Source organism: Synechococcus sp. ATX 2A4, assembly GCF_024346375.1.
In the GTDB taxonomy this organism is placed as follows: Bacteria; Cyanobacteriota; Cyanobacteriia; order PCC-6307; family Cyanobiaceae; genus MW101C3.
In genome coordinates this window covers 17,914-43,223 of sequence record NZ_JAGQCV010000013.1, presented here as the reverse complement: position 1 = coordinate 43,223, position 25,310 = coordinate 17,914, and the positions used below count along the sequence as shown (strand labels likewise).

Sequence of the window (25,310 nt, the reverse complement as noted above, 5' to 3'; positions counted from 1 at the left end):
ACCTTCATCCCTGCAGGTAAAGCGGTGCAGCCCGCGACAGCGGAGCTGCACCGCCGGCCGTCAGGCCGAAACCTGCTCCCGCAGGGTGGCCAGCGCCTTCTTCTGGGCCCGCAGCACGGTCATCGGGCTGATGCCGAGTCGCCTGCCGGCCGCGCGGAGACCGAGCCCCTCCATCACCGTGAGCCTCAGGGCCGCTGCCTGAGCGGTGGGCAGCTGATCGACCATGGCCTCCAGCCCCAGGTCCCGCGCTTCTGCCGTTTCGGCAGACGTGTTGTCTGGGCTGGCCAGGCCATCGAGCCAGCTGCTGCCGCTTTCAGGGTGGACCTGATCGAGGCTCTGATGGGTCCAGTGGGCTTCTCCGCGAGCGTTCTTCGGCAGGCGCACCATCAGGGCCCGATCTCTGAGCCAGTGGGCCAGAGCGCCTTGGATGCAGCGCTTGAGATAGGCCGCTGCCGTGCTGTGGTCCTTGATGCGGCCGCAGGCCCTCACCAGCTCCAGCTGGGCCACACTGCGCGCCTCATCGGCCTCGATCAAGTTGGCGTAGCGGCGGTGGTACTGATAGGCCAGGGCACCCGCGAGGGAAAGGTATTGGTGCACAAGCTGGTCGCGTTGAGAGAGAGGGCGCATCGTGGTGGGGACGCAGGACGCCCCCCCAACCCGCAGCACCGCGTAGGGAAAATCGGGGGAAGACCAAGCCACCGCCACGACGCCTCTCGCCCCGCGTGCCGCGCCAGCAAGACCCCGAGATGTGAACCCGACAGACCACCGCCCGAGCCATCGCGCTGCCAAGGCGCTGAAACCCACCGGGGAGTGACAACGACCCGACCGCTGAGCTCAGCAGCTGCGGCCTGCTGGACAGTTCAACCAGCTCCAGCCCTGCCTCCAGCAGCAACCCCCACCCGCGCCACGGGCGGGCGCAGCGCAACCCCGAGCAGGCGCGAGCGGGTGGAGCGCAGCCCGCAGGCTGGGGTCATCCAACAGATCCCCTCCGGTTGAAATCAAGCCTTGGCGACAGCGAAAACTGAGCCGGAGGCGACCTCGATAGGCACTCTCTTCACCCTTCCCAGCAACACCCACCCGCGCCACGGGCGGGCGCAGCGCAACCCCGAGCAGGCGCGAGCGGGTGGAGCCGGCATCGCAGGCGCTGGGAACCTCCAGGCGCTGCTCGACGAGCAGCACGTTTCACATTAGGGAGAGGGAAAGGGGCCGCAGCCCCTCAGGCGTCAGTGCAGCTCCCAGCTGCGTTCACGGCGCCGCAGCTCCAGCTCGATCGCCAGCTTGCGCGGCAGTTGATGCAGAGGCCAGGCCAGCCCCACCAACCAGCGCAGCTGACGCGTGTGGCGGTAAAGCCACTTCCAGCAGGTGATCTTGTACAAGCGGCTTTTCATGGCTGAGGCGCCAAAGAACACCGCTCCCGAAACCCGGGGTCGGGTTTGTCAAGGGGGCCGCAGGCCCTTGCAACGCCCTTGACGGACCTGGCCGCAGACCCAAAGGCGCAGCCAAAGAACAGACCTGCCCACCGGGTTACGGTCTGCGGTGTCTGGCGCAGCGGTCATGAAACTGCCGCGTCAGGGCGCCTCAAAGGGATAGAAGCCCGGTTGCTCTTCCACCTGCTGGCGATCCAGATAGGGGTTGGAGGACCAGCTATCCCAGGCCGAACCCAGCAGGCCCTGGTCGGCAGCAGGCAGGGAGAGTTCAGCCTGCAGGCACTCCGGCTCAGGCTCCTGCCAGCCCTGGGCACAGGCAACCTGCCAGGCCTCGATCGTGGTGGCCAGCTGGGCGTCGGTAGTTGCAGGTTGGAGTGGAGTCGGCTCCATGGCAGGAACGGCGTAGAACACCGTCCCCAACCAGCGGCTGCAGCAACTCAGGCAGGGGGGACCTTCAGGTCCTCGCGTCAGCCCTTGCCGGTTGCTGCCCCCATCCCCTGAGCCAAGTGAAGGTCGATGGGGTGCCGCTGGATCATCGGGGTGGGGTTCGCCGGTCCTGCCAGAGTCGAGTCCGCTCCAGACAGAGCAGTCACTGGCTTTTTGCACCAGACCGCATCCTGGGTAGGTGGTTCAGTATTGCTAGGAAGCCATTTCCGCCCTTGCAGGCAAAACACGTCGCGGAGCTGTACCCGAAGAAGCGTGCAATCGGTGCATCCCCGCGTGTGAGGGAAAAACGTTGGCGGTGGCTCCGGTGGCGATCCCGTTGAGCGGTCCATCCCCTCGTGTGAGGGGAAAACGCGAAGCCTTCCCAGCCTTCGGTGCTGACGTGCGATCCATCCCCGCGTTTGAGGGGAAAACTCATCGCCCAAGTGCTGCGCGCCAGTCAGCAGCACCGCGGTCCATCCCCGCGTGTGAGGGGAAATCGAACCGCTGGCACCTGATCGATGCGGCGAAGTTCGGTCCATCCCCGCGTGTGAGGGGAAAACCACCGGCAAACCTCCCGCTCTTGTCCCGCTTGTACGGTCCATCCCCGCGTGTGAGGGGAAAACGCAGGAGAAGCTGCGCGCATTTGATCCCTCGACGGTCCATCCCCGCGTGTGAGGGGAAAACGGGCCAGCGCGGCGCCTTGCAGCAGATGCTCGCCCGGTCCATCCCCGCGTGTGAGGGGAAAACAGTCCATGGCCTGGGCGGGATGATGCCCCCGTTCGGTCCATCCCCGCGTGTGAGGGGAAAACGCGGGCGATGCTGAACTGTGAACGGCTCACGCCGGTCCATCCCCGCGTGTGAGGGGAAAACCGGCTTCCGACTTCGCCACCGCATCGGCATAGACCGGTCCATCCCCGCGTGTGAGGGGAAAACTCATCCTGGAGTTGCCCGATCCGGTCCTGATTGCGGTCCATCCCCGCGTGTGAGGGGAAAACCCAGCTCCTTCAGCCAGTTGTTCAGCGGTCAGGCCGGTCCATCCCCGCGTGTGAGGGGAAAACGGCTCTGATGCTGCTCACCGACACCCCGCAGGCCGGTCCATCCCCGCGTGTGAGGGGAAAACGTTGCGGTTGAACCAGCAACGCCAGCATCATGAGCGGTCCATCCCCGCGTGTGAGGGGAAAACTTTATGGCCCAGGAACCCAAGCGCCTGATGGTCGGTCCATCCCCGCGTGTGAGGGGAAAACTCCGCCAGCGCGTTGCCGCGCTCGTTGACCGTCGGTCCATCCCCGCGTGTGAGGGGAAAACGCCTCAGCCTGCGCAACACAAGCAACGCGAGCGCGGTCCATCCCCGCGTGTGAGGGGAAAACGCATGGGGCTGCCGGGCGGAACGTCAAACGAGCGGTCCATCCCCGCGTGTGAGGGGAAAACTTCGCGCTTCCCATTGCTTGATAGCGGCATCGGCGGTCCATCCCCGCGTGTGAGGGGAAAACCGCCGTTCTGCGAGCGCAAGGCAAGCCGTTTTACGGTCCATCCCCGCGTGTGAGGGGAAAACGGCTGAAATCCAGCGGGGGTCTGCCTGCCTCCACCGGTCCATCCCCGCGTGTGAGGGGAAAACGATCCTGCGCCACAAGGGAACACAGGTCTTCCACCGGTCCATCCCCGCGTGTGAGGGGAAAACGCAAGTGCTCTCATGAAGTCCAGCCGTATCGGCCGGTCCATCCCCGCGTGTGAGGGGAAAACGCTTGATACCACCTTGGGTTGGGGTGTTACCGACCGGTCCATCCCCGCGTGTGAGGGGAAAACCGGGGGGAGCCTGAGCCTCGCGTGGGGTATGACCGGTCCATCCCCGCGTGTGAGGGGAAAACCTGGTTGCTTGACAGCCTCAGCAAGCGCATGGACGGTCCATCCCCGCGTGTGAGGGGAAAACTCGCCTTCAGAGAGCACGTCGGCAGGGCGTTTGATCGGTCCATCCCCGCGTGTGAGGGGAAAACGCAGCGGCTCGGGCATCCGTGGCGTCCGTACGCGCGGTCCATCCCCGCGTGTGAGGGGAAAACGAAGGCGGAGGGGCCCCCGGCGGGGGCCGACAGCGGTCCATCCCCGCGTGTGAGGGGAAAACCCTGATGTCATCCAGGGTGGCGGTGGGGAAGTCCGGTCCATCCCCGCGTGTGAGGGGAAAACTTTTCTGTTAAACCGTCAATAGGGGAAGCTAAAGCGGTCCATCCCCGCGTGTGAGGGGAAAACTTGCGCCGGGTTGCTCGCCGGAGTCGCAGTAGCGCGGTCCATCCCCGCGTGTGAGGGGAAAACGGAAAATGTGTTGCGCTCTCAGCGTGAGCTTGATCGGTCCATCCCCGAGTGTGAGGGGAAAACTGGTATTGCCCGCTTGGGCGATGCTGGCTCGCGCGGTCCATCCCCGCGTGTGAGGGGAAAACTGGAAAACGTGCCGCCCAGTGGCAGATCCATCCCCGGTCCATCCCCGCGTGTGAGGGGAAAACGCGTTCAGGGCCCCTGTGAACGCCAGCCATGCCGGTCCATCCCCGCGTGTGAGGGGAAAACGCAATTCGCGCCAATCGTTCGGCGGTGACGTGCGGTCCATCCCCGCGTGTGAGGGGAAAACACTTGGACCCTACTGGCTTTGAGACTCGTTATTGCCCCCGAAGTCTCCCTCCACCTCAGTGGAGGAGCTGGCATGGAGCCGAAACCGAGCGCAAGCCTCCCGCCATGCAGCGTCCTTGATGGCGATCATCGGGATTCCTTCAAGGTCCAGAAGGGTGGAGGAGACCAGGCCATGCACCCGAAGGTCATAACCAGGCTCACCGCGGCGGCTCCAGATCTGGATCACTCGTCCGGAGCGCACCTTGCTGACCGCCAATGTCCAAAGCTCCTCGCGCACGAGCGCAGACACCCGGCCCACATGGACACCAGAGCCGACCGGAGTCAGCCAGCGGCTCAATTCGCCACGGAGAACCGTGGGAACCGACTCAAGAATCATCACGAGCATGTTGTACACCTCCGCATAGGTTCCCTGTTGGGTCCCAGATCTCAGTGACTTTTTCAGAAGTGGCGATTGCCGCATCCTCTGGCAGAGCTTGAAACAATCCAGGGATCAGCCGCGTGAGCCGATCCTGAATCCGCTCATGGCAACAGCGATCCCGCAGGATGCGACGGGCTCTTGATTCCACACTTTCAGCACCACCACTGGCGGCTTCAAAGGCTGCCGGAAAACTGGTTTCGGTCTTGACAAGATCAGCAACGTCATAAACGAAGGACAACTGCTTGCCGGTGTGAATGAACCCCAGAGATGGGCTGTAACCAAGAGAGTGCAGTCCAGCCAGAACGATGGCATATAGCGCTGCATTGGCGGCGGAGAGTGCCTTGTTCACAGGGTCTGCCGATTCCCATGCGGCCCGCTCATAGCGCCGACCCACCCAGGGGACGCCAAACTGCTTAGCGAGCCGATAGTAGGTGTCGCGCACACGAACACCTTCTTTCCCCCTGATCTGCTGAAGGCTGAGGCCGGCAGGCAGTGGATCAGTAAAACGTGCCGTGTACATCCGGCGCACAACGGCAAGGTGTCGGGCAGGATCGGCCCAATGGTGAGCCTGAAGCTCAATGCCGGTGCTCAAGCGCGTCTTTGCCTGGCCGCAGGCATAGAACTGAAGGCCATCGCCACCGGTCCACGCCACAACGCTGCCGCAGTCTGCCAACACCTTGATGGCAGCATGCGTAATGCGGGTGCCAGGGCCAAGGATCACACAACTGAGATTCGCAGCAGGAAGGGTGATCCTTCCGTCTGGTGTGAATGCAGCAATCGAGTGATCTTCCCGTTCGATCACGGCATGCTCCAGGTACACGTGGCTGAGGCTGTCCGTGTAGCGAGCGAGCGCTCGCAGATTCGGATTGGCCATCAGCTGCGGATCGGAGCCACCGACACCAGACCGAGGCCAAGCAATCGCGCATGGCCCACGCCCTGGCGGATGCCAGCGGCCAGCGCAGTTGGGTCAGCAATCACAGCCTGCCCTTCAAAGAGGGCGGCTGCGACCGTCAGCACCCCGCCACCGCGCCTGCACCGAAGCCTCGCAGAGCTGCTCACAACAGCGGCGACAGAAGCCAGACCGAGCTTGGCGGCCTGGCGTTCCATCCAGGCGAGCTGCTCCTCTTCTTTCCACAGTCCAAGGCGTTTGCGGTTGCCTCGCGCGACTGAGACCGGGCTCTCTTGGTTTTCAGGGGCTGGAGGGACCCGACAAACCGTTGGGTTCGCGCGAAGACGGAACCGCAGCCGCCGCCCCTGCCGCAGCACCTCCTCTGGTGACCAGGAACGGGCCTCCTGCTCGATCAGGTAGTTCAGGGGCAACTGGCCCCATTTCGGCTCACTTTCAGATTGCACCAGGACCTCGGGTGGTTGTGCCTCACGGCCTGGCTCAAGCCGCCAAAGAAAGGGGCGCACCTCTGACTCCGGGCTATCCGCAAAGGCGCGCACCAACGTGCGGTGCATGTCATAGGGATTGCCAAGATCCCGGCGAACGTCGCGCTGGCCCACATTCAGCCGGAGTCGGCTGAGGATCAAGCTCATCGATCCACTCCTGTCGAGGCGGTAGGAACGGCGGCGGAGAGGACGCGCACCCGCCGATTGCCAAAGCGACGCTCTGCGAACGGTCCGATCGGCTGGTCGGGCCGGCTTTGCGGCCCCTCAGGGTCTTCCAGGACGAGCCGATAACGCTCCAAACCGTCAGCGAGGGGAACCGCTTGCAGCAATGCCTCCTGCAAAGGAAGATCCAGCACTGTTCCGCTTCCTGGCGGGCAGGTCGGAGGACAGCTCTTACGGCCAAGAACAAGCGGCCAATGCGGCTGTTGGAGAGCCATGTGGATGCTGCGAAGCAGGTCGCATGGTCCCTCCAGTCCAGCCAGAAAGGCAGCATGGGCGAGATACCAGCGGTTGGAAACAACCGTCCGCAGATCGCTGCCACTGGCACCGATCACATTCATGGCCGTGTGAAAGTCGCGGGTGGAGCGGCCTTCCCGGTCCACGCGCACACCAAAACGCAGAGCGGCAAGATCGTCGATCGGCTCGCTGCGGTCGCGGCCCAGGGCAGCGCAGCAGAGGCCAATGACGCCACTCTTGCTGGGCTCAGAGGCGGATTGGCGCAAGGCGAAACGGGAGTCGAGGCCCCACGCCTGCAAGGGGCCAACCAGGGGAATCAGCAGTGTCGCGTTCATGCCACTGCCTCCAGTTCTGCTTCCACTTGAGCAAGCAATGCCTCCATGGAAGCGAGGCTTTCTCCTTTCCATGCACCCGAGAGGTCAAGCACCTTGAGCCCAAGGTCAAGACCGAAGGCCTGGCTCAGCTGGTTGGCATGTGTTTCAAGCCGTGCAACCGACGCAGCAGTGAGGCTCTGCTTGGTGTCTGCTCGAACGGGCTGCTCAAAGGCATTAGCAAGACTGATCGGCTGCGAATTGTGGATGGCAATACCGATAAAGGCTGGGAGATTATGTGCGGCAAACGTGTTCTGCCGGCCAGAAGGAATGGCCATGATCGCTGCACGCAGGAAGGCAAGCAAGCCCTTCCTGGCAAGCAGATCATCACCACCAAGATTTCTGGAGAGCTGATCTTGGTTGACCACTGCATACCGATACTGGCAGGAAGAGTTGAACTCCACGGTGCCCAGCATCCCAGCATCAGCTTCATCATCCTCGGTCCAATCATCCACGGCCGTGAAGAAGTCGGACTCCCGGTCGACCCGATGCGTAGAGATGGCATGGGCAACCTGCGCGGCAGCATCAACGTTCAGCTCTTTTCGATCAGCGAGCATGCGACCAAAGAGCGCTACATCAACCGCAGAAGCCGAGCCAATGCAGTCGTCGATCGCCTTTTTGGCCTCCCGGCTACTTTTGCCACTCTCCAGCAGCTCGTAATGGGCTTGGATCACCCCTGCCAGTTCATCAATGCAGGTGTTGCTGAGAAACAGCAGGTATTCCGTCTGCGAGACGGCCTCTTTGTTGGCAGGCCCATCATCATCCGCCAAGAATCCCTTGTCTTGCTTGCTCTTCACCTTGAGCTCAACGATGGCAAGAGCCTGCTCAATCGCTTTCTGCGGGGCATCAATTCCCTTGTCTTTCAGTTTCTCCACCAGCAAAGCCACGACGTTTCTGGTACGGATGCCGAGCTCATCCTTGTTCAGGAGCCCGAGGCTCGTGAAGGCAAGGCGAGAGGCCCTCTTCAGGCACTGGCTGGAGATGCGGCTGCGCCGGTAACCACCGAACATGGCGTCTTTCGGTGCTCCCGTATCGTCTCGGTTCAAGCAAGAGGGAGCGAAGTTCTGAATGATGTGAAGCTCAACGAACTGAGTCATGAGAGATGGTTGCGAATGAATGGAGGGACGATGCAAGGCATTCAGCTGCGGCTGGCCCTAACACTTGCTTTTGCTTTCGTTGCAGAAGCCGACCAGAACAAGCGCGCCCAGGCCGTCTGAACCCAGCGTTTCTCGCTGCCCCACTGCCAGAGGTCATCCAGCAGGGATGGCCAGTCAACAGCGATCGAGGCCGCCGCCAGTTGGGAGGTGAGATGGCGCAGACGCCATGGCAGCTCATCAGGATCTGCATCGAGCAGGGTGGTGAACCGAGCTTCGAGGCTTTTGCCGCCTTGCTGGTGATTCACCATCAAAGCCTTGACAGCAAGCGGAAGCCTGAGGGGGGCTCCTTTTTCGCGGCGTGCAGCCAACGCCCAACACCCCGCAACGAGATAGGCCGTAGCGCGGCGCTGCTCCCCAAGCTCCATCAGCGAAGGCTCGATGTAAGGAAAGGCTGGAGGGTAAAGGCCCGGTGGATACGAGGCTGATCGGCGCAAGGTTGCCACAAGCGCAGAATCAGACTCAGCAAGCTCTTGGAGCTTTTCAAAGAATGCAGTGGTGTTCATGAGATGCCAAGGCGGAAATGGTTTTGGACTGTGAAAGGGGTCATCGGGTTATGCCTTGATTCCCGCCACAACTTTTCCGAATTGATGACTTGTGTGGCTGGCCGCCTTGAGCGCTCGGGCATCGAGCCCCAAGGATGAAGTTGCTTGTTGCTGAGCGGCCGAAATAACAGCCCTTAGAGTATCGCGCCATTGATCAAGAGTTCTTTCAATATCACCTTTCTGGCTCAGATCATGAACAAACGACCAGAATTCAGGCTCCAGGCTGCTCCAGAAGAAGGCGCTGGCCTGAATCGATTCACCAAGGCTGCGCACCTTCTGCGGGTCGGGTTTGCCGTCGCCACTGCGTTGCAACCACTCGGTAAAGAGCGCATAGAGCGCCTTCCCTAAACCGACACCAGCGTTCTCCGCCAGCTCAAGAGCCTTATCAACGGCATCCTTCAGCCTGGGCTCACGCAAAAGATTCGGCGAAAGTCTGCGTTCTTCGAGCCGCCAGAGCACGATTTTTGCTTGATCAGGCAGCAACCCTCCCGCAAGGATCTCGATCGGCCGTTCGTTGCCCTGCTCCTCGCGAATCCCGCTGGCGTGGCTGAGGGTACCGGCAGGGGTGCTGCCCTTGCTCCCCACCAGAGACTGAAAGTCGCGCCACAGTGCCTTTTGCTCCGAGAGCAGAAGAGGCATGGGTCCTTTCTTTCCCTGCACCACCGCTGCCATCGGGTCAGCTGTGGGCGTGTTGGCATCAGTGGCAATCACTCCTTCCGCATAGAGCAGATGGGTCAGCTGCCCCCCGGAAGGCTGAAGAAGGATGGACCTGCTCAGCAATGTGTAGCGATGAGCAGGTCCTTTCAGTACAAGCTCCTGGGGATTGCGTAACTCCTCAAGGCTCAGCGGTGGCCTCTCCCAACTCGGCAGGTCTGCAGCAAATTTCTCCCCAGACTGCGGAACGATCGAGAACGCCAAGGTTTCCTGAAGGGTGGCACCGATTGGAAGCGTCAGGAGAACCCCGCAGGCAGGCCCCCGAACGGCAGAGGTGCGTAATGCCTTCACCAAGCCCCCCGGGGTGAACTGCAGATGCGCCACGAGAAGGCGTGCCGCTGCACTGAGCGTGAGAGGGCTGGGCGTCGCATCCATGCTGTGGTCCCAGATCATCCGGGCTGCACCCGAGGATCGCTCCATCGCCAGCCGGGTCCACGGTGATGGAGTGAGGTTCGCCTCGGCCAAGGCCGAAACCTGAAGAAAGGGAGTCGTTGGATGCAGCAGATCAAAGTGGTCGCTCCATCGCTCCAGATAGGCCGCCAACTTTGCCCGGGGCCAGTGGTCAACCAGATCGGTTCTTGGTTCTGATTCAGGCCCAATTGCTCGGTGGCTGATGGCGACCATCAGCCGATAAAGCCCAAAGACCTCAACAGGAATGATGCTGTCGATCCCCAGCCAGCGCTCCGGCTCCAACAGCGCCTCACTGAGAGAAGCCTCTCGCCGCTCTCCGTCAACAGAAATCAGTGGAATCCACGGTTCCGTAAGCAGTGAGAAGGTCATGACCTACTGGCGGGTTGGGATTGCGTCAAGTGTGGAGGGTTTCGTAGCTCGTTGCTGATCTCCTCGTGCGAAAGACAAGCCTTGTTCCAGCCAGCTCATCCAGAACTCGCCACCACCAGGCCTAGGTCAGCATCCAGCCAGGCTTCAACCGGGCAACCAAGGACTCGACCGGCTTCGTCGAGGCGAAGGGGGAGGTGCGCAGCCAGCCCGGGCAGGCTTCGCCAGCCTTCCGGAAGTGGTGCCTGCCGAACGGCCTGGATCAACCTCTTATTGCTGATGCGCATCACCTGCTGCGCCAATACGGTGGCCCGGCCCTGCAAATCCGCCAGATCAGCTGGGTAAACAGGCACCACAGACTGGCTGTCCTCCCCGAGACGGGTGCCGAACCGCAGGACTCCAGACTCGGCGTCATCATCATTTGAGAACGGGGCGTTGGGGACGACGCTCCACTCGTCAGGCATCGCCAGCCTTGCCTGACGAGCCAGGTCTTCCATGGCCTGCTGGTCGGCTTGGTGGGTCTTCAAGGCTTCGGCCAGGGCTTTCAGGAGCGCCGCTGATCCCTGGGGCTCCCAGCTTCCATACACGTCCTGAACCGGCCGATCGATGTCTTCTGGCAGCTGCAGAACGCGGTTGGCCTGCAACCAGGCAAACGAGCGCAGAACATCCCATTGGTCATAAACGAAGCTTGTGAGCTCCTCACTAGGCAGCTGCTCATCAAGATCGGCGACGTAGACCAGAGGCTGCTCAAATCCTTCCGGACGAGCGCGGTCGTGACGATGGATTCGTCCCTCTCTTTGCAGGACCAGGTCGACAGGGGCTGGATCGGTGATCAGAACGTCACAGTCAATGTCAAGGCTTTGCTCCGCCACCTGGGTGGCCACCAGCACGTGGCCTGCCGTTGCCGAGCCATCAGGACCGAACAAGCCCAACACGCGCCGCTCAATCTCCAGCCGCTGGTCCATCGGGAAACGGGCGTGAAAGAGAGTGCACGGCACCTCTTCCAGCTGCCGGTATAGCTCTTGCGCACGAGCAACCTTGTTGACGACCACCAGGACCCGCGCCCCTTCCCGGGCCCATGCCATTGCCTGTTGAGCAACAGCCTGGGTGCTTGAGGGAATGGAATGCAGCTCAACGCGTTGCCGGCGGCTGGCCGCAAAGGAGACCGAGTGGACCGCATCGGGCACTGCCCAGCTGATCCGTGGGTAGCTGTTTTCCTGGGGAGGCAAGGCCACAGAACCGCTCCAAGCCTTCAACAGCGCTTCACGCTTGGAAGCAGGCAAGGTGGCCGACATCACCACCACGCGACAGCCCAGCACCTGGAGCCAGGCGATCAACCTTTCAATCAGACCACCCGTGTACGTGTCGTAGGCATGAACCTCATCAAAGATCACTGTGCGGCCACTGAGGCCGTAAAGGCGCACAAAGCCATGGCGTGTGCTCAGGACGCCGATCAAGCCCTGATCAACGGTGCCGATTCCATCAGCGCACAGCAGTGATCGTTTCGAACCGCGGAACCACCAACCTGCACCGGCGTGGCCATCGCTGGTTCCCAAGCCAATTTCCCTCAGGCGAAGATTGGCCGCCTCAGGTCCGCCGGATCCGTGGGCGAGCGCAAGCAGCTTGCTGGCCCCCTGGCCTTTCTGCCGTTCAAGGAAGGCTGCAAGCCGGGTGAACAGGGCATTGCTGGTGGCCTGTGTCGGCATCGCCAAGTACAAGCCTCGCGAGCCGAGCGAGCTACTCAAGGCCGCTTCTGTCTTGCCCTCACCCATCGGAGCCTCGATCACGATGAGGCAGGGTTCAGCAGGCAAGGAATCCATCAGTGAAGCCATCTCCTGCTGAAGCGGGCGTGGCCGGTGTGCAGGGCCGAGGGCAACCTGGACGGCCTCTGCACCGCTTACGGGAGGGGAACTGACGGCTGGATGGAGGCCAGCTTTCAACAGCGCCTCTTCGGCAACGAGCCTTGAGCGCTCGAACCATAGACGCGAATCCCCAGACCATTCGGAAAGCCGTTCCGAACGACAAACCCCCTCACTGGAGCCGAGCCAGTCGGCTGTCGTGGTGAGGCCCATCAACCACTGCAGAAAAGCAGCACGGTGTTTTTTATCCGTTGGGAGAGACGGCAGACCTTCGGCACCGGTGCCATTGAGGACCTCTTCAAACAAGGCTTCATGGGCTTGCTCCCAACTGGGAGAAATCACCCACTCGGCCTCAGTGATTTGTCCTTCAGGAAAAGGCTGGCCGTGGTGCGCACCAACTGCCAGGGCAAGCCAGTTGGTACGGCGATGGTCCAGGCCCCTGCGCTTGAGCGTGTTCCTCAGCAAGAACACCGTGCACATGTCATGACGCTGCTGGCATTCGCGTTGATTCGCCTCCAACACATAGTTGCCCACGGCCGTGAGGCCCAGCTTGCGCTGAAAACCAGGCGAGGCCTTGCCGAAGTCATGAAGGCCAGCAAGCGCAGAAACCCACGCCGATGAACATGGCAATGGGACGGGGCAAGGAACCACAGGAAGGAGAGCCTCTGCCACGGCAGCCACATCAAGAAGATGAGGAAGGAGTGGGTATCCCCCAGGACCCTCAGCCGACATGACTGATGCGGATTTAGCCCATAGAACAAGAACGGGTATTGGTTCAGCCCCGACGGATGAAGAGGCCAAAGTGGTTGCTCATGTTGGGGCAATCAGCTTAAGCAGAATCTTGATGACAACATTCCAACCCCGCAGACTATTCGGTATCTGACTGGCCTCACCAGATTGGCCAACTTAGCCCCTTCGCTGACGACGTGCCCTTCACCAAGTAGCGGAGGCCGCTGGGCTGGGCTTGGAGCTCATCCCACTTCCGGCGCCCAGCCCCTCTGCCGCACCAGGTCTTGGGTCCAACCGCTGCAACGAGATACCAGATGCTCCCCCTGGGCGATCAGCCCCTGGTGCAGCTGGCAGGTGAGCAGCGGGATGCAGTTGGGGCCCATGGTGGCGAAACCAATGGCAGGTGATGCACACCTTGCGGCTCCGACTGGCCTGGAGCACCCCGAGATCGAGGTAATCCCACTCCTCTAGAGGGTCCTCACGGGCAGCCTGGGAACGGGAGCGACGAACAGGAGGCACTAGAGAGCACTAGTACATGGCTACCACTGTAGGCCTGATGAGGGCAATGGCAGGGCGCTCGGTGCGGCTGGTGCCACTGAGCCAAGCGGTCATTAGCGGGGAGGGGCGTCACAACCGTCACAGCGAAGAACCTCAGTGGCTGCAGTGATCCTGACGGTTGTGACGCCGTGACGGTGCTGCGGCAGACACCCGGCCCGCCAGGTCACAGGCACTTGATCACCAGGCCAGCCGCTGCAGCACCAGCGTTCCAGACGGCAGGCCCCCGAGCGCATCGCCACCGCAGTCGCGGGTAGGCCGCTCGGCCCATCGTGACCTGAACCACCCAGCCCGGCGGCGGCGAGGGGGCTTTGAAACCACGCGAGCGCAAGGGTGCGGGACTGGGCTCAGTTGTGTGGAATCTGTTGAGCAAGCGTGGGGCTCAAAGAGCGTTCCGCACTTGCGTAGCCCTTGCGCCGCGTGACAACGTCAACCCCCGCCGCCGGGTGGGTTGGTGGCTCATGAGCTTGCGGTTGGGCTCACTAATGGCATGTGCGCCACCAGCTGTTTCAAGCAAAGGTTGGCAGGATCTTCCTGCCTTTTGCTGATGCGGCAAGTTGTGCCGACCACGATTCAGCGTCCGACGTCCACGCAGGCGTCTATAAAATGAATAACTGACTGGCCACCGGTCTGCTCGAAGCAATGGCTAGCTCCGGCTCGAAGTTTCTTCAGATTTCTGGACCAAGCGAACGGCGGCGTGGATCGTCGCGAGATAGAAGTAGAAGATCCAACTAAGCCATATTAAGCGATCATAGTCGATCTTCTGTCGTGCGTTGTGATGCCGAATCCCAAAGTTATTGGCGATGTTAAACAGGTCAGCTTCGTCCTGTGAGCGGAGCACATTCTTTAATTGCGGCCGCAGATGCTCAAGGACATCGGCCAAGTCCCTGATGGCGTCCCGGCGATCTTCAATCGAAGACTTACGCCGCCGAAATTTCTCAACGGCAGCTTCAACGCGTGCTGATACATTTGACGGGTCGTAAGCTGGCACAGCGGCTTGGAGCAGGGGCTCTAGAGATCCGCCTGGAAGGCTGAGGATTTCGCCCTTGCGCGAGAGTTCATAGCCCTCATTGTAGTCTCTTAGCAGATCGTTGATCTCATCTCGAAACTCGTCCTGCGCAGATCCCTGTATGAACTCCGAGTAATGATGGCCGCACTGGTTCCAAGAGTGGTAATGCCCGCTTGAGGGGATGGGTTGCGAGACATGATCATAAAGAAACTCGATTAGGTCGAAGATTTCATCCTCTGTAAAGTCATCCTTACGACTAAGGATAGGGAACAGGCCCTTTCGACGGAGCTTTCGGAAAGAGTAGAGAACAACGTCACCCACGCTCCCATTGATATACCCGTCGACGCAGTTGATGCCCAGCCTTTCTTGGAAATAGCCTTTGTTTTCGAATGCCTCGTAGATAGCAACGAAGAACTCCCTGAGCACTTGGAGGCTCAATTCCGTGTTTCCCTTAAGCCGGCCAGTCCTGACCGAGTAATACCGTCGATCACTCATACGGGCGAAGAGAGTTGACTTAAGCCGACGCTTGAAGTCCGCGGAAAGCAAAAGCGTAGCTTACGAGGTCTGCCAGGTGCATTGTACGCATCAACTTCAGATTGCGTCATAGACTCTGCCTTCAATGAGGCCGCCGGTTGAAAGAGTAATCTCAAGGCGTTTAAACAGGGCAAAAAAGTCTGCGATGTTCATGTCGACGCGAATTTCTCTTGCTTTGATCGAGTCGCCCATTGACTGCAGCATTTCAGGAATATTGTCGTAGCCATTCAGTGAAGAAACCAAGAACTTCACTCTTACCGGGTCTCGATGTGTTCCGTGGTTTTCACCAACCCACATGGAAATGCCTACAACATACTCGTCAGTGATATGACCATTGTGTTTTAACCACGTCTCGGCGTCGGTCTTGTCGGCCCAGTCAGCAGCAGCGCTGCCGGTGAGATCGTTGTATTGAGCTGAGGCTTCAAAGACTTCCATTCGGAGCTCCTGAGGTTGTGATAATGCCAACTCTGATTGAGCGGTCCTGGTGAAGGGGAACCTAGTTCTAGGCATTGAACCCTAAACGCGGTTGGTTCTCAGGGCAAAGAAGCTCGAAGTATTGCCGGACGAACGATCCCTGGCTCATCTGGACAGATGGTCCATGTTTTTTGCGAATCACTAGAAAACAGTTCGCTGGTCAGCTGAAGGTATGAGGTCCATTCCCTCAACTACTAGCCACTCTAGTACCGCCAGCCGTTCCTGCAAGATCATGCCCCCCCTGGCTAAAGCCACCAGATTTGCCACCTATTCCACCCTCTCCAACAACCCCTTTCAACCTCCCTCGACCTGCTGAACCCGAAACCCCATCACACAGCTTCTCTCAACTGCCTCCACCACCACGCTGCAGCTTCCACCTGAAGCCTGGGACGCTTCGGTGTATTCCTTGCGTCAACCAAAGTTTCCGTCACTACTGACCCCTAATGGCCTTATGCGTGAGTCCGACCCACTCGATTCCATGCCCGAGCCGGTCCTGATCCCCTAAACCTCACCCACTACTACCCACAGCTACTTCGCCACCACCCACAGCCCCACGTCAAGCAGGAACCGTTCAAGGAACGCCTGAGCCGATTCCAGCTGGTGCTGCCCCAAAAACCTGCTCACTGCCTCCTGAGATTCACCCGCCAGGCGCAGCTCCGACAGCGCGTTCAGCAACCACTCCCAGTCCAGGGCCGGGTAGCGGTACTGGTAGTGCTGCACCACCACCCGCACCCGGCTCTGCTCTAGCGCACCCAACTGCCAGACCAACCCTCCGCTGACGGGTGACGCCACACCCTTCACCGCCTGGAGGACGGGTTCATCGCTGTCCGACCCCACTGGTGCACCCAGCGCTGCCAACACCCTCGCCTCATCGGCAGGGGTCGGACAGGTCGGACAGGGCAACGCACACTCTTCCATGACTGCAGGAGCCTTGCGCCGCTCTGGCACCAAGCTCAGATGACGGACTGCCCGCATCAATCTCTGCAGCGTCTTTGGCGGGGCCGGTTGATCCGTCTGCTCCAGCTGCTGAGTGGCCAGTCGCGTTGGTTCATGCGACTGCTCTTCCACCTGCTGGGACCGCTGCGGCATCTCCTGCACCACCGTCATCTTCGGCGTCACCAGCGGTTCCAGCGTCAGCACCGGGTGCTGCACCACTCCCTGCTTTGTCTCCCTCTCCACCTGCTCCTCCTTACGCCCCTTACGCCTCTTACGCCCCTCACTCCCCTGCTCTCCTTTGTTCCCAGCGCACCCGTCTGCGCCTTCTTCCGCCAGGCTCCCGTCACCCTCACCAGCCTGGTCTTTGCCCTTGAACCCCGCCAGCGTGGGCAGCAGCAGAAAGCGCGGGTTGGTGTTGACGAACCGCTCCAGGCCGGCAAACAGCGGCGCTGACCACTGAGCGGAATGGCACGTCGCCTTGGCCCGTGTCACTGCGACATAGCGCAGGTTCAGCTCCTCTTCCCGCAGCACCACCACACCGCGAAAGCCCTGCGCATCCCACAGCACCTGCGTCTTCTCGGGATCGCAGGGCACACCATCCACAACCTGCAGCGGGTCGCCCACCAGCTGATGCTCCGGGAAGTCCTGGGCCAGCTCCACTTCGTTGAACTCCAACCCCTTGGACTTGTGCACCGTCGCCAGGGACAACACACCATCGCCGGGCTGGTCGATCGCACTGCGCCTCAAGCCCGCCACCAGGTCCGGGATCTGCTGAGCCCACATCCGCACAAAGCTGCGCTCCAGCAGTTGGCACCAGGCCCTCAGGTCACGCACGTTCTGCTCCTCTGCGTAGCTGCTCAGCGCCGCGTAGCTCTTGAAAGCTGCGACAAAGGGATCCCGCACCTGCTCCCGATCACCACGATGCAGGTGCCACAGATCCAGCAGCAGCTCATGCCGGTAGCCCTCGATGCCGCCGCACCAGTGCAACGGCTGCCCCCGGTTCAGCAACCCCACCGCCTGCAGGAACAGGGCAGCATTGCCCCGGGCAATGAAGGCATGACTTCCAGCAGCTGGTTGCTCCCGCAGCCCCCGCACCCTGCGGCTTTCCCCTTTCACCGCCAGCAAGCGGTTGGCCGCTGCCGCGATCTCCTCACCAAAGCGAAAGCTGCCGGTCAAGGCCAGCTCCTGCCACTCCCCACCGCCTGCCATCGCATTGGTGGCGTGTCTGAACTGGTAGATCTGCTGGTGCGGATCGCCCACCAACACCTTGGCGCACTGCTGCTGCTCCAGGATCGCCAGCGTCACCGGGTTGGTGTCCTGTGCCTCATCCAGCAGGATCACGTCAAAGCGCAGCTGCGGCCTGGAGAGCTGATACAGCTTGAGGTAGCCGTCATGCAGCATCGGCACCCGCCGGTCTGACGGGTCCTGCATCAACCTCCACAGCTGCTCTGCAGCCTGCAGCACCTGCCGGGGATACCGCTCACCCACCTGCTGGGCAAAGCCAGAGAGATCCCAACAACCACTGCAGAGAAAGTGCTGCAACGCCTGCAAGGCACCATCGGCCAGCACCAACTGCTCACGGTCACCACCAAGCCCCAGTGCCTCTGCCGCCTGATGGGCCCGCAGCGATCCCCGCAGCTTGTGGCGGTAGTGATGCCCCACTGCCCGATACGCCAGGCCATGGATCGTCAAGCAGCGCACATGCTCCCCGAACGTGCCTTGGGCCTCCTGCGCCACGGAACGGTTGAAGGCCAGATACAGCATCCGCACACCCGGTCGCGCCTGGGCATAGGCCCTCAACGTTGTCGTCTTACCGGTCCCGGCAAAGGCCACCACCCGCAGCGCGCTCGCCTGGCACTGCACGATCGCCTCTTGCTCCTCGCTCAATCTCCTCCCACCAGAAGGTGGGATCACTCCTTTGCTCATCGTCCTGCTCCAAAATCATGGGTTGGTGTTCCAGGCCTCCCGCCACTTCCACCCAATGATTAAGTCAGTTGGAAGCAGCGGCAGGAACCCTGAAACGACAATCAGCCCGTTTTCCAGCGCGCTGAAAAAATGAAAACTTGAAAAGTGTTGCATCGGGCTTGCGGTCAACGTGGACTGGTAACTGCACCACAAATAGAATCACTAAATATCAGCTTTTTCACTTGCCTGCTGTCTTCAGCCGAACCAGGATTGGTAAAGCCCGCCAGGCGACCCCAACCAGAGAGCCAGGGGTTTCACCAGGCGGGTGCCACCCTGCCGCCACCCGATTGCCACCCGAACTACCCGACAGACTCAAGTCATACCAGTGGTTTTACCCTTGTACGCCAACCGCGCCAGGCAAAACTCACTTGTTCGCCTTCCCTGAAGCTGTGACCCTGATTCGGTTTCTTAGGGCTACCCATCTCCCCCCCCTTTTTCACTCTTTTCAGAAGTTGAGTAAGTTGGGTGGCGCGGGTGGCGGGGCAAACCGATCTGTCAAGAATCCTTGACTAATCTGGGGTGATCGCGGGTGGCGGTTTGGTTGGCAGGTGGCCGGCCGCCGGCTGGTTGTACCCCCCCCCCCCCCAGCTCCCTGGCTGTTGGCGCCGCGTGCCAGAAGGCAGACCCCAGGAAAAAGCCCAGCCCGATATGGGCTGGGCCGCTGGTGGCTGAGACCTACTGGCCTCAGCCACCAGGCAGCCAGCAACGCTTGGTCTTGCCGTCAAATGGGATGCGAACCCATAGCCAACCCATCCCCTCCATGATCTGCCTGATGCGTTTGTGGATATGGTTGTTCAGCTGGCTCTTGGGAATCTCCAGGTGGGTGTAAATCACCTCGTAGGTGACATGGAACTTAGTCGCTGGGTGCTTGATCGCCGCGTACCGGGTTCTCTCCCTCGCCACGATCTCTTCCACTTCGGCAACCCAGGGATCCACCTGTTGGTGGTCACCATTGCGCTCTTCAATCTGAGCGGCTTCTTCTGGCGTGCTCCACCAGGACATACCGGCGTGATACTGCTCCACCGCTTTGGCCCAGATCGCGGCGCGGTGAAGTTCCACTTGGGCCACTGGTAAAGGCTGCTTGGCCAGCGGGATGCAGACAAAGCGACGAGCGCCGCTGGGATCGCGCAGCGGCGAGCTGTTCGAGGTCCCCCAGAACACGGTCCGACGTGGCATCGACTCCTCGCTGCGGCCGTACTTGCGACGCTCCACATCGACGGTGCGAGTCATAAACGCTTTGAACGCCTCCAGATCCGACCGTCTGGTGATGCCGTCCAGCTCCGCCAGCTCCAGGCACCAGAAGCGCTGCATCCGGGTGACGTCATCCACATCCAGCTTGTTGCTGAGCTGATCCCCGTAGTGGGCTTCGCCAAACAGCACCCGGCCCAGACGGGACTTGCCGATCCCCTGCGGACCGATCAGCACAGGGCTCTGATGCACATCGCAGCCGGGCGCATGCAGCCTCGCCACTGCAGCCACCAGATAGCGGGGCAGAAAGGCAGCGGCGACAGGATCATCGATGCCCAGCAGCAGCTGATCGAGCCGCTGCCACTGCTCCTGCGGCAACGGACGCACACCCGACACCAGACGGTTCAGATCCTCCAGGGCAGGGTCAAAAGGAGATCTGTGCGCGTGGTAGATCAGCGCGTCGTAGGTCGTCTCCTTCGGCCAGGAGATCTCCTCGGTGCTCAGCTTCAGGTAGAGACGGCTGGCATCATCACCCGAGAGCACTGCATCAGGCAGGTGGATCGAGCGGGTCCGCACGTTCAAGCGCACCAACCCCAACTTCTCCAGCAGCAGTTCCCGCACCTGGGCGGGGCCGAGGCGCTGGCATACCACTTTCTCCTTCTTCCCTTCCTTGCCCTTGCCGCTTGTGGCATGGGACCCAACAGGACGGGGCTTCCACCCCGCCTGCTGCGCGTGGTACCAGAAAGTGCCGGCGGTCACCTTGTCGCAAGACGAGGCCGCAACCTGGTCGAGCTCCTTGAACTGCGGTGAATGCTCGCGCAACATCGCTTTGGCCACCTCCACGTCAGCACCGACCTGGCGGCAGGCATCGATCAGGCCCCAGAGCAGATTCCGGTACATGGGGTACTGACCCGTGTCAGGCACCGCTGCCGGGATGAGCGAGAGCGCCGCTTTGATGTCAGCCAGGTCGCGGGGCTGGTGGCTGGTGGTGGCAGTGTCACTTGCAGCAGAAGCCGCCACCTCGCTGGCCACCGCCTTACCCTCCACCAACGGGGGCAACACCTGCTCCAGCTGCTCCGCCGTGTAGCGAACGCCAGCCTCACTGACGATCTCGGTCATCACAAGCGGCTGAACGTCCTGTGGGGCTTTCAGGTAGTAGCAGCCCGGCAGCCGCATCACCCTGGAGAGGTTTTTCAAGGTGAGGTCCGAGCCGGTGTGGGCCAGCAGTCGGGCCTGCAGATCACGCCAGCAGGAGGGTTCGATCGGTTCCTCGAACACCCAGTAGGAATGGATCGAGCGACCACCGCTGTCCACCTGCATCGTCGGCTCCGGGAGACCCAGCTCCTGCCAGGCCGTCAGTTGCCAGTCCTTCTCGCGGTTGTCCCACTCACAGAACAGAGCCCGGCAGCTGGAGATGGATTGGTCACTTTGGCCACCATCGTTGATGACGACGTAGACGTTGAGGCCCTCATGCTGCCACCTCTCTACTTGCGCCGAGTCCCAGCAGGGGTGTTTACGGCCTCGATCGCGCTTGGGCTCCGTCAACTTCGCGTGGCCCTTCGGGTAAACCGCGCGCAGGCAAGTGGTTGCCGGCTTTTTGCCCAGCAGCGCCAGAAAGTGTTGTGATCGCTCGTGGTTCGGCGATACACTTGAGATAGAAAGAGAGTTCATAATTCATACGAAACGATGTATGGGTTGCCGAAGGACCAGGTCCTTCCGGATGGTGAAGAACCACGGGCGATACGCAAGGCAGCAGAACGTCCATGGCTGGAAGAGCAGGCCCCATCAGGGGCCGTTTCTTTCGGATGTGCACCGATGGATCCGGCACGCAGGAGCAGCGCCCCTACCACGCGAATCCATCGTTGCGAGTGAAATCGGTCCTTCATGACGAGCCCCCTGATCAGGGCAGCCTCGGCATCTTTCACGTTGAGCAGCAAGATCTTGCCACAGGATGAATTCGCCTTGGCCATGAACAGAGGAGTCACCGACGTCACTACGTTCAATGTACACCTCCTGAGCGATTGCTCCAAGTTGAATTCAAGTAGGGTTTCCCCTAATGAGTTGCGGCAAGTTGCGGCTTTCAGGTGAATTCAACCCTGCGATCCATGGACATCTGGCCTTCCCCGAAGCAGGGAGACTGAATGCAGATTTCTATGCTGTGCCTCGGGGACATGCACAAGCGGGCTCCGACATCGGCAGATCAGAAAGCCACTTCCGCTACTGCCATGTCGATACATACGGCAGGACCTCTCAGGCACGTTGCCCATGCTCACCCAGCGGAGGAGGGCGACCATGAACTGACGGGCGCCCCTGTCCCTACAGACTTCCTATGGATGCCTCCACAGGGGAGGCCGACGCAGCGGAGGGGTGAAGGTCGCCTCCAATCAAGTGAGACACGGCTACGCACAGAAACCAGAACCGCTCGGTGTGGGGGTACCTGACACGTGTTTTGAATCCTTCTGCAACGGTGATGCTCACAACCGACGCCTCTCTGGGTCTCAAACCAGAGCACCCGCAGCGAGCGCCTCAAACCCTGAGATGCCCTCTCAGCTTCCGCGCTGTTCCAGCAGCAGGGTTGAGAGGTCGTGCTTCAGAGGATGCGCTTAGAAGACCTCGCCTTGAAGGAAGAAGCAGCCAGCTCCCGCTCAGCTCCCGCTTGGATCAGAAGTAGCCGAGAAGTCAATCGGGGCGACAGGATTCGAACCTGCGACCTAGTGCTCCCAAAGCACCCGCGCTACCAAGCTGCGCCACGCCCCGTCCAGTCCAACCATACCTCACCAATCCCTGGTGGGATCTGATGCACCGAGCCGCCAGCGGGCTTGGCCTTGTGCAGTCGGGCTACCTTGGGTCACCAGGCCGAGTGACCCAGGGCCTGGGTCACTGGGTCAATCGGTGTCAGCACGCGTCCAGGTGAGGGCTGTTCGGGCTGCCATTGGCTCAGAGTTCCACGGTGATGTGTTCTCGCCAGGCGCAACTGTGAGCCACTGTTCTAAGCGCAGCGAACGATCAAGTTCGTCCGCAACGATCTGTACTGGATCAAGCCATGGGCCTAGCCAACTGCTCAACGCCAAAGCCCAATCTCACACCCCCAACCCCCGACCATATCGGGGGTTGACTATGCCAGTAGTGACTCAGCCATTGAGCCAGCAGCGGGCGCTGCGGAATCGATTCAGTCTTTGATTTTGGCCACCTCTGCTCTGGCACGTTCCAGTACATCGCCCGTCAGTGGCACGAAGCCGAGCCCGGCAGCCTGTTGCTGCGGACCTTCTTCCAGCGCCCAGGTCAGGAACGTGCGAACGGCTTCTGCCTTGTCTTTACCTTGACCACTTTGGAAGGCAAGGATCCAGGTGAAGGCCACGATTGGGAAGCTTTGCGCACCATCGGGGTTGCAGTCTTCGCCGCCAAGGCGCTCGTCAAGTTTGATGTTGTTGGCTGCTGCTGCCCCAGATTCTGAATTTGCCAACACAAACTGGCCGGCTTTGTTCTGCAGTGCGGCAGGTTTCACCACACCACGCAGAAACGCTTGGTTCACATAGCCAATTGAGCCGGGTGTGTTTTGAATCAGGCCTGCCACACCTTCATTGCCCCTGGCGCCGAGCCCAACCGGCCAGTTCACTGCCTTGCCTACGCCGACCTTGCTCTTCCATTCCGGAGAGAAACAGGCGAGCGAGTTTGTGAAGTTGAATGTGGTACCAGCTCCATCGGAGCGATGCACCGCAACCAGCGTGCGGGCCGGGCAACCCAGCTCGCTCCAATTCTTGATTTTACCGAGGAAGATATCCGCGAGTTGCGTCTGGGTGAGCTTGAGATCAGGACAGTCGGGATTGTTATACGCAGGGCTGATTGTGCCGCCCAGCATGGGAATCTGCACGGCGCCGCGTTGACTGGCCATGCCGGCCTTGAACTCCTCATCGCTGAGCTGCTCATCGGTGGCTCCGAAATCCACCGACCCCGCCAGGAACGAGCGCACCCCTTGACCAGAGCCCACCGACTGGTAATTCACTAGATAGCCTTTCGACTCCTTGTAGTCTCCCGCCCAGCGTTGGTAGGCAGGCGCCGGGAAGGAGGCTCCAGCCCCATTGATCGACGGCAGCCGGCGGGTGCCATCACCGCAGGCACTTGTGCTCAGGAGCACCGCCACCAGGGACAACGGCAGCAACGTCTGGCCACGTTTGGTGCTGCTTTCGGGCTGGGGGCGGATCATGGATTTTCAGCTCTTTGCCAACTCCAGCTAAAGCCGATCTGAGCGTTGTTTTGTTTAAGGTGACAGTAAGAGTGCTGGCGAACACCTGGGCCCGTGTCCGTGCGGCGATGCTGAACGCTCATTTCAAGGTGATCTTCAGGTCGACAGACTTGTTGGCTTTGGCTCCATCTAGCTGACGTTGTCTCCATCCAGTTGCCTTTTGCTCAATCCAGTTGACGTTGCCTCCATTGCGTTGATGTCCACTCGATCAAGTTGCCCAAGGCTCCACCATGGACGCATCGACGGTTGATGGCATGTGGCGACCCAGCTGACTCCACAGTTCAATGCTGATCAGGCGCAATTTCGTTCATGCTCCATCCGGCGGCGTGATTGAGCTTCAATTTCTTGCCATGCGCCATCGAAATCCCTGGGCCGGCTCAAGCTCCACCTCCTGTGGCCGGTTCTGCGCCCAGGGGATGAAACCTTCAAGGTCAAGCTCGGGTGGCCTTTGACCTGCCAAGATTGCCTCCCGGTTTCTGCATCTTTGCCTCCAGCCGCGCGCTGCGGTATCAGCATCGCCAGGGAACGCCTCCCAACCACCACAACCGATTCCAATGGGATTCGCCTCACCCCGCACCTACACCCTGGTTTCGGTGGCGGCGGCGGTGGCCACGATCGTGCTCAAAACCGCGGCCTGGAAGCTCACCGGCTCAGTGGGGCTGCTCTCCGATGCAATCGAATCCGGCGTGAACCTGGTGGCGGCGCTCGGCGCCTTCTGGGCGCTCACGCTTGCCGCCAAGCCGGCCGACCGCACGCATCCCTACGGCCACTTCAAAGCCGAATACTTCTCCAGCGGTCTGGAGAGCGTGCTGATCGTGGTGGCGGCGCTGGCGATCATCTCGGCGGCCGCCGGGCGCCTGCAGCAGCCAGAGCCCCTGGAGCAACTGGGCCTTGGCCTGGTGCTGTCGTTGGTGGCCACGGCCCTCAACGGCCTAGTGGCCTGGTTGCTGCTGCGGGCGGCGCGCCGCTTCCACTCGATCACCTTGCGGGCCGATGCGTATCACCTGCTCACCGACGTGTGGACCTCGGTTGCGGTGGTGCTGGGAATTGGCCTGGTGAAGCTCACGGGCCTGACGATCCTTGACCCGCTGATCGCCATCGCGGTGGCGCTCAACATCCTGTTCACCGGCTGGAAGCTGTTGCACGAAACCGCCTCCGGCCTGCTCGATCGGGCCCTGCCCGAGGCTGACCAGAAACAGCTCGAAAACTTGCTTGCCGCCCATGCCACGCCGGAGCTGAAGTTCCACGCCCTGCGCACGCGCGTGGCCGGGTCACGCCGCTTCGTGGCCTTCCATGTGCTGGTGCCGGGCGACTGGACGGTGCAGGCCGGCCACGATCTCTGCGACCGTCTGGAGCGGCAGATCGCCCATGCGCTGCCCCGCACCCACGTGCTCACGCATCTCGAACCGCTTGACGATCCCAAAGCCTGGGACGACCAGGGATTCGGTTGGGACGAGGGTTGAGGCTCAAGGTCGCTGGTCCTGATCTTTGGGCCTGGGTCCAGCCACGGTGCTCCGTCCTGTGA

Annotated in this window: 19 protein-coding genes, 1 tRNA gene and 1 CRISPR repeat array; of the genes, 1 reads left to right on the top strand and 19 read right to left on the bottom strand. The window is 61.2% G+C overall.

Going from position 1 to position 25,310, the window contains the following annotated elements; genetic code table 11:
- Positions 1-60: 60 nt before the first annotated feature.
- The 19 genes from KBY97_RS12270 to pstS form a co-directional block, all read right to left on the bottom strand.
- Positions 61-627, bottom strand: a complete 567-nt coding sequence (locus KBY97_RS12270; protein ID WP_255147346.1) for a sigma-70 family RNA polymerase sigma factor — start codon at positions 625-627, stop codon at positions 61-63.
- 596 nt (positions 628-1,223) lie between these two features.
- Complete coding sequence (locus KBY97_RS12265) at positions 1,224-1,388, bottom strand: hypothetical protein (RefSeq protein WP_255147345.1); 165 nt, start codon at positions 1,386-1,388, stop codon at positions 1,224-1,226.
- 180 nt (positions 1,389-1,568) lie between these two features.
- Positions 1,569-1,817, bottom strand: a complete 249-nt coding sequence (locus KBY97_RS12260; protein WP_255147343.1) for a hypothetical protein — start codon at positions 1,815-1,817, stop codon at positions 1,569-1,571.
- 316 nt (positions 1,818-2,133) lie between these two features.
- Positions 2,134-4,467: a CRISPR direct-repeat array (repeat unit 29 nt; unit sequence CGGTCCATCCCCGCGTGTGAGGGGAAAAC).
- Between the two features lie 9 nt (positions 4,468-4,476).
- The gene (cas2e, locus tag KBY97_RS12255) at positions 4,477-4,851 is read right to left on the bottom strand and encodes a type I-E CRISPR-associated endoribonuclease Cas2e (RefSeq protein ID WP_255147342.1); all 375 of its coding nucleotides are present in this window, start codon (positions 4,849-4,851) and stop codon (positions 4,477-4,479) included.
- A complete protein-coding gene (gene cas1e, locus KBY97_RS12250; RefSeq protein ID WP_255147340.1) occupies positions 4,832-5,758 on the bottom strand; it encodes a type I-E CRISPR-associated endonuclease Cas1e in 927 nt (308 codons plus the stop codon). Before cas1e ends, cas2e begins: the two co-directional genes overlap by 20 nt.
- Complete coding sequence (gene cas6e, locus KBY97_RS12245; RefSeq protein WP_255147339.1) at positions 5,758-6,423, bottom strand: type I-E CRISPR-associated protein Cas6/Cse3/CasE; 666 nt, start codon at positions 6,421-6,423, stop codon at positions 5,758-5,760. Before cas6e ends, cas1e begins: the two co-directional genes overlap by 1 nt.
- Positions 6,420-7,067: a type I-E CRISPR-associated protein Cas5/CasD gene (gene cas5e / locus KBY97_RS12240; protein WP_255147338.1), complete on the bottom strand. Its 648-nt coding sequence runs from the start codon at positions 7,065-7,067 to the stop codon at positions 6,420-6,422. The genes cas6e and cas5e overlap by 4 nt, the downstream gene beginning before the upstream one ends.
- Positions 7,064-8,200, bottom strand: coding sequence for a type I-E CRISPR-associated protein Cas7/Cse4/CasC (gene cas7e / locus KBY97_RS12235; RefSeq protein ID WP_255147337.1), 1,137 nt, complete (start codon positions 8,198-8,200; stop codon positions 7,064-7,066). The genes cas5e and cas7e overlap by 4 nt, the downstream gene beginning before the upstream one ends.
- A 41-nt stretch (positions 8,201-8,241) precedes the next feature.
- Positions 8,242-8,763 carry a type I-E CRISPR-associated protein Cse2/CasB gene (gene casB / locus KBY97_RS12230; RefSeq protein ID WP_255147336.1) on the bottom strand — a complete coding sequence of 174 codons (522 nt, stop codon included), beginning with the start codon at positions 8,761-8,763 and terminating at the stop codon, positions 8,242-8,244.
- Between the two features lie 48 nt (positions 8,764-8,811).
- A complete protein-coding gene (gene casA / locus KBY97_RS12225; RefSeq protein ID WP_255147335.1) occupies positions 8,812-10,296 on the bottom strand; it encodes a type I-E CRISPR-associated protein Cse1/CasA in 1,485 nt (494 codons plus the stop codon).
- A 95-nt stretch (positions 10,297-10,391) separates the two neighbouring features.
- Complete coding sequence (gene cas3 / locus KBY97_RS12220; protein ID WP_255147334.1) at positions 10,392-12,953, bottom strand: CRISPR-associated helicase Cas3'; 2,562 nt, start codon at positions 12,951-12,953, stop codon at positions 10,392-10,394.
- Positions 12,954-14,082: 1,129 nt separating this feature from the next.
- On the bottom strand, positions 14,083-14,871 hold the full coding sequence (locus KBY97_RS12215; RefSeq protein WP_255147332.1) for a hypothetical protein: 789 nt from the start codon (positions 14,869-14,871) through the stop codon (positions 14,083-14,085).
- A 165-nt stretch (positions 14,872-15,036) separates the two neighbouring features.
- Positions 15,037-15,414 carry a hypothetical protein gene (locus KBY97_RS12210; protein WP_255147331.1) on the bottom strand — a complete coding sequence of 126 codons (378 nt, stop codon included), beginning with the start codon at positions 15,412-15,414 and terminating at the stop codon, positions 15,037-15,039.
- A 567-nt stretch (positions 15,415-15,981) separates the two neighbouring features.
- Positions 15,982-18,276 (bottom strand): UvrD-helicase domain-containing protein, encoded by a 2,295-nt coding sequence (locus KBY97_RS12205; protein WP_255147330.1) that lies wholly within the window; start codon positions 18,274-18,276, stop codon positions 15,982-15,984.
- 54 nt (positions 18,277-18,330) lie between these two features.
- Positions 18,331-18,483, bottom strand: a complete 153-nt coding sequence (locus KBY97_RS12200; protein WP_255147328.1) for a hypothetical protein — start codon at positions 18,481-18,483, stop codon at positions 18,331-18,333.
- Between the two features lie 555 nt (positions 18,484-19,038).
- Positions 19,039-21,087, bottom strand: a complete 2,049-nt coding sequence (locus KBY97_RS12195) for a virulence-associated E family protein (RefSeq protein WP_255147327.1) — start codon at positions 21,085-21,087, stop codon at positions 19,039-19,041.
- 122 nt (positions 21,088-21,209) lie between these two features.
- A complete protein-coding gene (locus tag KBY97_RS12190) occupies positions 21,210-21,527 on the bottom strand; it encodes a hypothetical protein (protein ID WP_255147326.1) in 318 nt (105 codons plus the stop codon).
- Between the two features lie 698 nt (positions 21,528-22,225).
- A tRNA-Pro gene (locus KBY97_RS12185) sits at positions 22,226-22,299 on the bottom strand.
- A gap of 412 nt (positions 22,300-22,711) precedes the next feature.
- Positions 22,712-23,746, bottom strand: a complete 1,035-nt coding sequence (pstS, locus tag KBY97_RS12180) for a phosphate ABC transporter substrate-binding protein PstS (RefSeq protein WP_255147324.1) — start codon at positions 23,744-23,746, stop codon at positions 22,712-22,714.
- Between the two features lie 593 nt (positions 23,747-24,339).
- Between pstS and KBY97_RS12175 the strand changes: the two genes are divergently transcribed.
- The gene (locus KBY97_RS12175; RefSeq protein ID WP_255147322.1) at positions 24,340-25,248 is read left to right on the top strand and encodes a cation diffusion facilitator family transporter; all 909 of its coding nucleotides are present in this window, start codon (positions 24,340-24,342) and stop codon (positions 25,246-25,248) included.
- The last annotated feature ends 62 nt before the right edge of the window (positions 25,249-25,310 follow it).